The sequence below is a fragment of the Vreelandella sedimenti genome, from assembly GCF_013416325.1.
Taxonomy (GTDB): Bacteria; Pseudomonadota; Gammaproteobacteria; order Pseudomonadales; family Halomonadaceae; genus Vreelandella; species Vreelandella sedimenti.
The window spans coordinates 102,958-113,248 of record NZ_JACCGK010000019.1; the positions used below are offsets into that span (position 1 = coordinate 102,958).

Here is a 10,291-nt window from a genome sequence, read left to right on the forward strand (position 1 = left end):
TTTTTTATAATGGGATAAATGGGCAAATGACCTCTTCTAGGCAACCACGTACCCAATGGCTAGGCCGCTGGGGGTTTATGTTAGCGGCAACCGGCTCCGCAGTGGGGCTGGGCAATATCTGGAAATTCCCCTATATGACCGGGGAGTTTGGCGGCGGCGCCTTCGTGCTGGTCTATCTAACGTGCATCTTTGCCGTGGGTGTGCCGGTGATGATGGTCGAAATCGCGTTTGGTCGGCGGGGGCGTGGTAGCCCGGTGGATGCCATACGGCGCGTGGTCAATGAGTCTGGCCGTTCATCGGCCTGGTCGTTGATTGGTTGGATGGCCATGCTCTGCGGCTTTATGATCCTGTCGTTTTACGTGGTGGTGGCGGGCTGGTCGTTCTCGTATCTGTGGAAGATGCTGACCGGGGGGCTTGCGGGCAGCAGCGTTGATGAGATGGCCGCCGTGTTCGGGGCCAATAACGCCAATCCGCTGAACCTCGGGTTCTGGAGCACCCTGGTTACGCTGGCCACCATGTTGATCGTGGGTAAAGGCGTGCAGCAGGGAATCGAGAAGAGCGTTAGCTGGATGATGCCGGGGCTGGTGATTATGCTGGTGGTGCTGATTGGCTTTGGCATCTTCTCCGGTGGCTTTGGCGCCGCGGTTAACTTTCTATTCTCGTTCAATGCGGGCAGCCTCTCTAGCGAGGGTCTGCTGGCAGCGCTGGGTCATGCGTTTTTCACCCTCTCGCTGGCCTCTGGGGCGATTCTGACCTACGGCAGCTACTTGCCTAAAGACGCCTCTATTGGACGCACCACGGTGAGTGTGGCGGTGGCGGATACCGTTGTTGCCTTGATGGCGGGGCTTGCGATCTTCCCGGTTATTTTTGCCAATGGCATGAACCCCGGCGAAGGCCCTGGGCTAATTTTTATGAGTCTTCCGCTGGCTTTCCAGGCGATGCCGCTGGGCACCCTGTTTGGCATTCTCTTCTTCCTGATGCTCTCTATGGCAGCGCTGACCTCTTCGATCTCTATGGTCGAAGCCACGGTTTCCTGGCTGTGCGACAACAAAGGTATCTCGCGTCCGGCAGCCGCCTGGGGAACCGGTATTGTGCTGTGGTTGATTAGCACACTGGCGATGCTGTCGTTTAACCTGGGCGCGGATTGGACACTGGCCGGTAAGAACTTCTTTGACTGGCTGGATTATTTAACCTCGCGCTGGATGATGCCGCTGGGTGGCTTGGGCACGGTAGTGGTAGCGGGGTTTGTGCTGAAAAGCGATACTTTCCGCGACGAGTTGGGGCTTGCCCCCTTGCCTTACGCGCTGTGGCTGACCATGGTGCGCTACGTTAGTCCGCTGGGCATCGTGGTGATTTTTGTCGATGCATTGGGCGTTTATCAGGTCTCGTTTGCAGACCATTGGCCCTGGCTGCTGGGGATTCTGGTTGCCATGACCGCGCTTGGTGAAACCTTAAGCCCGCGGCTGCGTACCGCGCTTAGTGCTGGTTAACGCTTGCTGTTTTTTCAGCTTCTCCTTCTCCTTCTCCTTCTGCTTTGCCTCGGCGGCGGCGACTGCGCCGGGGTGAGTGCCCACTTTCATCAGCTCGTCCCAGCGCGTAGTAAAGCGGTCTGAGCGGTGGGCGCAGCGCAGTTGCCAAGCGGCAGGGGCATCCGTCATACCAAAACTGATAGTGCCTTGCCCCATGCGCTGGTTGATCTGATCCACCGTTGCCATCAAAAACGGGTGGCGATCCCGTGTGGGCGGATGCAGCAGCGAAAGCTGGTGCTGTTCAGCGTCCACTAAATCGAGCAACATCACCCCGGCTTTCATGAACTGGTAGCGGGGACGATGGATCTGCTCAAGGCCTTGGCGTACGGCATCAAGGATCACCCGGGTATCGTCACTGGGTGAGGGCAGGGGGATCAGCGCCTGCGGGAAGTATTGCAGCTGATCGCGGCGATGACGGTTAGTGTTGAGAAATACCATTACCGCACGGGCTAAACTGCGCTGCTTGCGAAGTTTTTCAGCGCTGCGCTGGGCGTGGCGCCGCAGTGCATTATGTACTTCTGCAAAAACGCCGGTGGGCTGGCCGAAGGAGCGCGAGGTCATAATGCGTTGACGCGGTTGATCCAGAGCGTTCATCTCCATACAAGGAGTACCACGCAGTTCGAGCGCGGTGCGCGCCAGCACCACAGAGAAGCGCTTGCGCAACGGCTTGTCGTCGCTTTGACGTAAGTCCCAGGCAGTGTTGACATTGCCAATGGCCAAGCGCTCGGCAAGCCGACGACCCACGCCCCACACACTGGCCACCGGGATGCGTTTGAGCAGCGCCTCGGTGGTGTGATCCTGCCCGTTCAGCAGGCAAACGCCTTGATAGTGAGGGTGTTGCTTGGCCAGATGATTGGCCAGCTTGGCGAGTGTATGGGTAGGGGCCAGCCCGACGCACACCGGCAAGCCCAAGTGGCGACGAATACGCTGGCGCAGCTCCCGCCCCAGCGCCTCACACTGCTCTGTGGTTAATCCTTCCAGGTAGACAAACATTTCATCTATTGAATAGGGCGCAACCGCAGGGCAGGCATCTCGCAGCAATTGGGCCAGCCGTGTCGACATGTCTCCGTAGAGTTCATAGTTAGACGACAGCAGGTGGATCTCTCCGCGCTGACGCATTCCTTCAAGCTTGAAGGCGGGCGTACCCATAGGGATATCCAGCGCTTTTAACTCGGCGGAACGGGCGATGATGCAGCCGTCGTTATTCGACATGACCCCCACGGGCCTACCTTCCAGCTTGGGCTGAAAAACTCGCTCGCAGCTGACGTAGAAGTTGTTTGCATCGACTAGACCGATCATCGCAAGTACTCGTGCACGACGGCGCGCACCACCCCCCATAGCTGGCAGTCGCTGCCTTCAAGTGGCAGTGGCGGATAGTTTGGATGTGTTGAGCAAAGGTGCGGCGTTCCCCGATAGAGCGCATAGCGTTTAATCAGCGCCTCACCCTCCAGCATAGCGACCAGAATATGTCCCAGTTGCGGTTCAATACTGCGATCAACCACCAGCAAATCACCCTCGAAAATTCCCCAACCCTCCATGCTGTCACCGGTGGCGGAGACATAAAATGTCTCAGTAGGGTTTTTAACCAGCCGTGTGTTGAGATCCAGCGTGCATGGCTCGTAATCCTGGGCTGGCGAAGGAAAGCCACTAAAACCAGCGCGGCCACAAGGCTGCGGCTGAGAGGTTAACGGCAAGGCGGGGGTAAAGTGAGAAGACTGGCCCGGCATCGTCGGCATCCTGGTGCTTAAAATATTGTATGGATATACAGTATTTTGCATAGTGAAGGAAAATGCAAATTGACGCCCCCTGAGATCGCTTCACTGTGTTCGCGATGACACTTCCTCTGTCATTACATGAATCACGCTCATGCAAGACCTGACGAGGATGCGATGAAAGTCGCGTCAGGCTGCGTTATGATAGCGTCCTCGCTTCTCCCATGATGACCCTTTCTCGTTACGAGGTTCCCGCCGATGTTCAGCCGCGATATGACAATTGCCGGATTTGATGATGTGCTGTTTGATGCCATGCAGAAAGAAGTGGAGCGCCAAGAGGCCCACATTGAACTGATCGCTTCCGAAAACTACGCCAGCCCCCGCGTACTCGAAGCTCAGGGCAGTCAGCTGACCAATAAATACGCTGAGGGCTATCCTGGCAAGCGCTACTACGGCGGCTGTGAATTCGTTGATATTGCTGAAAACCTAGCTATTGATTACGCCAAAGAGCTGTTCGGCGCTACCTACGTGAACGTTCAACCCCACTCAGGCTCGCAAGCCAACAGCGCGGTGTTCCAAGCGCTGGTTAAGCCAGGCGATACCATTTTAGGCATGAGCCTGGATGCTGGCGGCCACCTGACCCACGGTGCCAAGCCTAACTTTTCCGGCAAGCACTACAACGCCATTCAGTACGGTCTGGATGAGCAGGGGTTAATTGATTACGATCAAGTGGCCCAGCTTGCTCGCGAGCACAAACCCAAAATGATCATCGCCGGCTTCTCAGCCTATTCACAAATTGTTGATTGGGCCAAGTTCCGTGAAATCGCCGATGAAGTAGGCGCTTACTTACTCGTTGATATGGCCCACGTCTCCGGCCTGGTCGCGGCGGGCATTTACCCCAGCCCTTTGCCCCATGCCCACGTGGTCACCTCCACCACCCACAAAACCCTACGCGGCCCCCGCAGTGGCGTGATTCTCTCTGCGGAAAATGACGCCGATATTGAGAAGAAGCTGCAGTCAGCGGTTTTCCCCGGTGGTCAGGGCGGCCCTTTGATGCACGTGATCGCCGCTAAAGCGATCTGCTTTAAAGAAGCCATGGAACCCGAGTTCAAAACCTACCAGCAGCAGGTGGTTAAGAACGCCCAGGCCATGGCCAAGGTGTTTATCGACCGCGGTTACGACATCGTTTCCGGTGGCACCGAAGACCACCTCTTCCTGCTCTCGCTGATCAAGCAAGGCGTTACCGGCAAAGACGCCGATGCTGCTTTGGGTCGTGCTCATATCACCGTGAACAAGAACGCCGTTCCTAACGACCCGCAAAGCCCGTTTGTCACCTCTGGCCTGCGTATTGGCACCCCGGCGGTGACCACGCGCGGTTTCAGTGAACAAGAGTGTAGTACGTTGGCAGGTTGGATCTGTGACATTCTGGACGTACTGGCCAAGGGCGAAGACACCAGCGCCATCGAAGCCCAGGTGCTGGATAAAGTGGCTGAGGTTTGTGCGCGGCTTCCGGTTTATAAGTAATTGTAACGCTAGCTAGGTTTGAGGAGGCCCTGCTATTTGCGGGGCTTTTTTTAGTCACAAAACACTAAAACCTCCCCCACTCTTTTTTTACCAGCCTCCCTGACCCTCTAACAAACTGCGGGTGTTGTTATTGAGCGGTAGGCGGAAATCGGCGCTGCCAAGCACCATCGCATCGCCTGCCCGCACCACACGAGCACTCACATAGACGTAATCCTGGCCTTGAGCGTAGGTGCCCATCAATATTGATTGGGCGTTGTGCTGGGCGGTTAGGCGCTGAACTTGCCGTGATAGAATCAATTCTCCCACACTCTCTTCGATAAACATGCTGTCGCGCATTTTGACTTCGCGTACCTGCATACCCTGGCGGGCCAGTGCGGAGGCCATAATTTCAGAGCTAATACGCCCAAGCGTAGACGACTGGCTTAGATTGTCGATGCTCACAAAAGTCGCGGCAATCATGGGGCTATAGCGTGTGAGCTCAGGATTGCTGGCAACCATCTGTTCAGCAGCGGCATGAACCAATTCAGAGAGATCGGGTTCCGGTTCGGCGGGCGTGTTGTTAGCATTGCCCAGCGCGCTGCAGCCAGCTAGTAACAGTAGCGTTATGCCCATGGTCATCCCACGGGTAGCATGGCTGATAGAGCGAGCGCGCCAAGTAGTTAAAAGTGTCATCAGCATGAAATTACCACGTATCAGTAAGGGAAACGGAGGGTGTGGTAGGTGCCTGAGGCACGCGATGAGGGGCATATTGACGACGATCACCGGCATTGATGTAGTAAATGTTGGACGAAGAGTAGAGAATTCGTTCGCCATCGATAATTTGCGTGGTCACGATAATCTCTTCGTCACCAGTATATGTCCAACTACCGCTGGTGGTATCGGCAAGCATGCCGGCGGGGATTAATCCCAGTGCAGGTTCGCTCCACTGATTAAACGGAATCGTGGCTACCGCGATGCCCGCGGTGAGTGCGGTAAAAGCGCCGACCGGTGGGCGGATAAAGCCGCGGTCACGGTGCTCGACAACTTCGACGTCGATAGTGATATTGGCGCTGTTTGCTGTGGGAACGGTGGTAAGGTTAGCGCCCCGTGACACCAGTTCGCTGGTCAGCAGTGCGCGAAAACCACGCCCAAATTCACCGCCACTGTAGGCGTGCAGCGCTTCACTATCTGACTCGCTGATGTGTAAATCGCGATTGCGGACGCGCTCGCGTTGTAAAATGCTGGTAGCTTCATGGCGGGCCAGCACATCCCAGTGATGAGCTGCCTGCATACGCTGCTGTTCGGTATAGGGGTAGGTAGTGGCGATCGGCGCTTGAGATGTGTTGGCATAAAAGCAGCCGCTAAGCATTAAGCTTGCCAGCCCCAAACTAACAGGACGTATGAAATAGGGTAATTGAAATAATCGGGGACGGGTGCGCACCTACTGGTTCCTTTTTCGCTACAAAACGACTTTTGATAGACTATGTGCTTTGTTTAGTTTGCCATGCCTAATTTGACGTATCTAATTCATCATACCTAGCAAGATCGGCCACGAGGTTCAAAACTTGAATGAGCGATAATGCCAATGCTTGAAGATCACCGCGGCGGCCCGCGCCATGATTCGCTGATGTCGGCCTATCATGAAAGTGATAGCGGTAGTGGTTGGATGATCAGTTATCTCGATATCATGACCTTGTTGGTGGCTCTTTTCGTGGTCATTATCGCCGCTGCAGGGCCGGTTATCCCTCAATTGAACCAGAAGGATAGTGTGGGCGAGGACGCAGGCACATCCTCGCCTACTTTGGGAGTCCCCCTGCCCGAAGCATTGGCCCAGGCAAGTCATGAGCGTGAGAGTGTTGCCCAGTGGAGTAGTACAGGATTGAACCCCATGGCGGTTAGTGCGGCACTTGGCGTGGCAGGGCTGCCCAAGCTGGCCGATCTTCCTCGACGAGTCAGCTTCGGTGTTCCACCGCTTTTGGCAGCACCACTGCCGCCTGTTGAGCCGGTTATTTCGTTACCAAAACTACTGATGCCCGCGGGCAGCGATGATTTTACATCGCCTTTGGCCGACTACATGGTGGTGTTAACTGATCATCCTCCGGTGAATGTACAAGCGGTGAGTGATGAGTCAGTAGCGGGGGCGCTTGCGCTAAATCAGGCACTTTCGGATCGTGTTGAAGAGTCTACCTATCTGCCCGACCTTGAGGGTGTTGAAGTATCGCGGGTAGCTGAGGGGATTAGCCTGCGTGTACAGGATCAACTGCTGTTTCCCTCTGCCGCGGCTGAGTTAACCAACGATGGGTCGTCACTAGTGGGCAGTTTGCTCGAGACTATTCAGCGCTACGATGGCGAAGTGTGGGTGGAGGGCCATTCGGATAGCCAGACCATTAGCACCGAGGAATTCTCATCCAACTGGGCGCTGTCGAGTGCTCGTGCCATTGCCATTGTGGAGGCGCTGGAAGCGGCGGGCGTTGATGCCGAACGCCTTCGCGCAGTCGGCTTGGCAGCAACAAAACCGTTAGAGAGCAACACCACCGCGGAAGGGCGTGCTCGTAATCGGCGGGTTGAGGTGGTGATTCACGTCGAGTAAGCAGCGTTGGAGTATGCCCTGCGTTAAATAAGAATTTTAAAAAAGCCCGCCGGGGGAGGCGGGCATTAAAGGGCTTGGCTCACTGCAGCCCACTGGCATCAAGTGAGGGTGTACAGGATTTCCAGTGGGTAGAATATCAGTATAGCTATTTATTAAACGTTGCCAAGCGTGGTAAGGCTTTTTTCAGTTTTTATCATTATAATTAGCACTAATGCATTTTCTGAAAGGGGCTGCACAAAGCGCACCGATCCACTGCATGCACTTTTATGGTGCATTTAAACTGCCTCTTTTTGGTGCTTGCGAGTACTCTGTTTTGTTTATCCCGTAAAATCCCATGTAACCTTCTGTTGAATAGATACTTCTCTGTTTTGGCTTATTAATTGCTATGCTTTAGATAGCAATTAATAGCTGGCCATAGCTATTTAGGTGTCCTAGATATGACGTCTTAACGAAGCGTTAAGGCCGAAGAGAGGTAGTGTTATGCCTGAACCCGCCCGTCTTTCAGCGTCAATCCCTTCGGTTGATCCAGCTCTGCAGCCGCGGCTTGTCTTGACCGATTTAGATGGCTCACTGCTCGACCATCACAGTTATGACTTCAGCCCTGCTGCTCCTTGGCTTGCCCGCTTAAAGCAGATGGGGGTGCCGGTGGTTCCGGTGACCAGTAAAACCCGTGCCGAACTGATACCGCTGCGCGAAGCGCTGGGCCTCACGGCAACCCCATTTATTGCTGAAAATGGTGCGGTTATTGGTCTTCCCCCTGGCTGGTGTCATGCGCGCTTAGACCGTCCAGGCAGTGGCCGTGATGGTGTCGTTATCAAACATCCTGGTGTGGATATTGGCTTTATACGTGCCCGATTGAAGGTGTGGCGTGAGCGCTTGGATATTCGCTTTACCCGTATGGGAGAGATGAGCGTAGCTGAGGTGATGGAGCTTACCGGGCTCGACGCAGTTCGCGCCCGGGATGCTCGGCAGCGGGAAGGTAGCGAACCGTTGCTGTGGGAAGACACGGCCGCGGCCCTTGAGACGTTTCGTGCCGCTTTAGAGGGGGATGGCCTACAGCTTACTCAAGGTGGGCGCTTTTGGCATGTAATGGGGCGCTCCGCTGATAAGGGCAATGCCGTCGAGTGGCTGGTTAAACGTTTCACGGCATTAAGAGGGCGAATGCCTCTTTCATTGGGTTTGGGGGATGGGCCAAACGATATCACTATGCTTGAAGCAGTGGATCAAGCGGTCGTGATACGAGGTTGTCACGACTTAGCCGTAGAACCCCGCAACGCTTCGCTCTATCGCACGGATGCCACAGGGCCAACCGGCTGGGCCGAGGGAGTGGCCTACTGGTGGGGGCGAGATGACCGCCGTTTAGCGACGGCGGAGAAGAGTGATGCTGTTGTTATTTGAGTCCAGTTATTTGAGTCCAGTACTTTGACTCCAGTACTTTGAATCCAGGGAGGTAAGTGAATGAGTGACTTTCATCAAAACGGAATTATTACCGACTTTCACAACCTTACCCGGCGCTCGGTGGAGGCGCTTGAACAAGAGCTGTGCCAGTTTGCTCGACGACGTCCAATGGGGCTGATTCTACCGTCGCTGTTTTCGGAGCTGGAAGGACCCGCGCTATCGGCGATCGTCGATGAGCTGGTTAAAGTCCCGTATCTCAACGAGATAGTCATTGGCTTGGATAGAGCCGATCGTGAGCAATTTTTATATGCTCGGGAGTTTTTCTCACGCCTGCCGCAGCACACGCGCATCTTATGGAACGATGGCCCACGGCTGCGCGCCCTGGATGCGGAGTTGGAAGAGCACGGTTTAGGCGCTTTAGAGCCTGGGAAAGGGCGCAATGTATGGTATTGCGCAGGCTATATGCTTTCGTCAGGGCGCTCGACGGTGGTAGGGCTTCACGACTGCGATATTTTGACCTATGAGCGTGGGTTGCTTGCTCGCTTGATGTATCCGGTGGCACACCCCAATTTCAATTACAGCTTTTGCAAAGGTTATTACCCCCGTATTGCCGAGGGCAAGCTGAATGGGCGCGTCTCACGGCTGTTAGTCACACCGTTGCTGCGGGCGCTTAAAACTGTTTGTGGGCCGATGCCCTACCTTGATTACCTGGATAGCTTTCGCTACCCGCTGTCCGGTGAGTTTGCGATGCGCAGCGAAGTGCTCGAGGGGATTCGTATGCCTGCGGACTGGGGCCTGGAGATCGGCGTTTTGTCGGAGTTACAGCGCAACTACTCCTTGCGCCAGCTCTGCCAGGTAGATATCGCCGATGCCTACGACCACAAGCATCAGCCGGTGAGCGAAGATGATCCTGATAGCGGTTTAAACCGCATGAGTCTGGATATTTCAAAAGCGCTCTATCGCAAACTAGCCACCCAGGGAATTACCTTTAGCAGCGAAGACTTCCGCACGCTTAAAGCTACCTACTACCGCTTTGCGCTGGATTTGATCGAAGCCTATGATCACGATGCGACGATGAACGGCCTAAGCCTTGATCGTCACAGCGAAGAACAGGCCGTAGAGCTGTTTGCCAGTAACCTGCTCGAAGCGGGCAATCTTTTTATGGATAACCCCAGAGAGCGGCCCTTTATCCCCAGCTGGAACCGTGTTCAGGCCGCGGTGCCGGATCTGCTCACACGCATGCACGAAGCGGTAGAACTGGATAATCAAGGTAAGGTTTAGCGCTCTGGCTGTTTCATTAATAGTTTCTTCATTAATCACTTCTTCAATAACTGTTTTGCCATTAAAAAGGCCAGCTACCCAAAGGTAGCTGGCCTTGCTCTTAGCACTCGGTTTTTAAAACCTGGTTCTTAGCTCTTAGTTTTTAACATTGAGCTAGCGCTAAAAATCGCTGTGCTGGAGGGCTGCACGTGGGGCAGGCGAAGAGTCGGGTAAACTTGCTTGTGCATGCCCCATGCTCTGGTTAATACGGAAGTGGGCAACCAGTTGGCGCAGCTGGG

Annotated in this window: 9 protein-coding genes; 5 read left to right on the forward strand and 4 right to left on the reverse strand. The window is 54.9% G+C overall.

What is annotated here, in order from left to right; all coding sequences use genetic code 11:
* Nucleotides 1-26: 26 nt before the first annotated feature.
* The gene (locus HZU72_RS19595) at nucleotides 27-1,490 is read left to right on the forward strand and encodes a sodium-dependent transporter (RefSeq protein WP_180095092.1); all 1,464 of its coding nucleotides are present in this window, start codon (nucleotides 27-29) and stop codon (nucleotides 1,488-1,490) included.
* Here HZU72_RS19595 and HZU72_RS19600 read toward each other — a convergent pair.
* Entirely contained in the window at nucleotides 1,452-2,828 is a 1,377-nt protein-coding gene (locus HZU72_RS19600; RefSeq protein WP_180095094.1) for a Y-family DNA polymerase, read from the reverse strand. The genes HZU72_RS19595 and HZU72_RS19600 overlap by 39 nt on opposite strands.
* The gene (locus tag HZU72_RS19605) at nucleotides 2,825-3,256 is read right to left on the reverse strand and encodes a LexA family protein (RefSeq protein ID WP_180095096.1); all 432 of its coding nucleotides are present in this window, start codon (nucleotides 3,254-3,256) and stop codon (nucleotides 2,825-2,827) included. Before HZU72_RS19605 ends, HZU72_RS19600 begins: the two co-directional genes overlap by 4 nt.
* A 243-nt stretch (nucleotides 3,257-3,499) precedes the next feature.
* On the opposite strand from HZU72_RS19605, the gene glyA reads away from it, so the two are divergent.
* Nucleotides 3,500-4,765 carry a serine hydroxymethyltransferase gene (gene glyA / locus HZU72_RS19610; RefSeq protein WP_180095098.1) on the forward strand — a complete coding sequence of 422 codons (1,266 nt, stop codon included), beginning with the start codon at nucleotides 3,500-3,502 and terminating at the stop codon, nucleotides 4,763-4,765.
* Between the two features lie 87 nt (nucleotides 4,766-4,852).
* Here glyA and HZU72_RS19615 read toward each other — a convergent pair whose 3' ends face one another.
* Nucleotides 4,853-5,443 (reverse strand): FlgO family outer membrane protein, encoded by a 591-nt coding sequence (locus HZU72_RS19615; RefSeq protein WP_235976186.1) that lies wholly within the window; start codon nucleotides 5,441-5,443, stop codon nucleotides 4,853-4,855.
* A 4-nt stretch (nucleotides 5,444-5,447) separates the two neighbouring features.
* On the reverse strand, nucleotides 5,448-6,113 hold the full coding sequence (locus tag HZU72_RS19620) for a hypothetical protein (RefSeq protein WP_235976189.1): 666 nt from the start codon (nucleotides 6,111-6,113) through the stop codon (nucleotides 5,448-5,450).
* A 210-nt stretch (nucleotides 6,114-6,323) separates the two neighbouring features.
* On the opposite strand from HZU72_RS19620, the gene HZU72_RS19625 reads away from it, so the two are divergent.
* The 3 genes from HZU72_RS19625 (at nucleotide 6,324) to HZU72_RS19635 (ending at nucleotide 10,013) form a co-directional block, all read left to right on the forward strand.
* Nucleotides 6,324-7,334: an OmpA family protein gene (locus HZU72_RS19625; protein WP_328737979.1), complete on the forward strand. Its 1,011-nt coding sequence runs from the start codon at nucleotides 6,324-6,326 to the stop codon at nucleotides 7,332-7,334.
* A gap of 480 nt (nucleotides 7,335-7,814) precedes the next feature.
* On the forward strand, nucleotides 7,815-8,732 hold the full coding sequence (locus HZU72_RS19630) for an HAD-IIB family hydrolase (protein WP_180095100.1): 918 nt from the start codon (nucleotides 7,815-7,817) through the stop codon (nucleotides 8,730-8,732).
* A gap of 60 nt (nucleotides 8,733-8,792) precedes the next feature.
* A complete protein-coding gene (locus HZU72_RS19635; protein WP_180095102.1) occupies nucleotides 8,793-10,013 on the forward strand; it encodes a glycosyltransferase family protein in 1,221 nt (406 codons plus the stop codon).
* The last annotated feature ends 278 nt before the right edge of the window (nucleotides 10,014-10,291 follow it).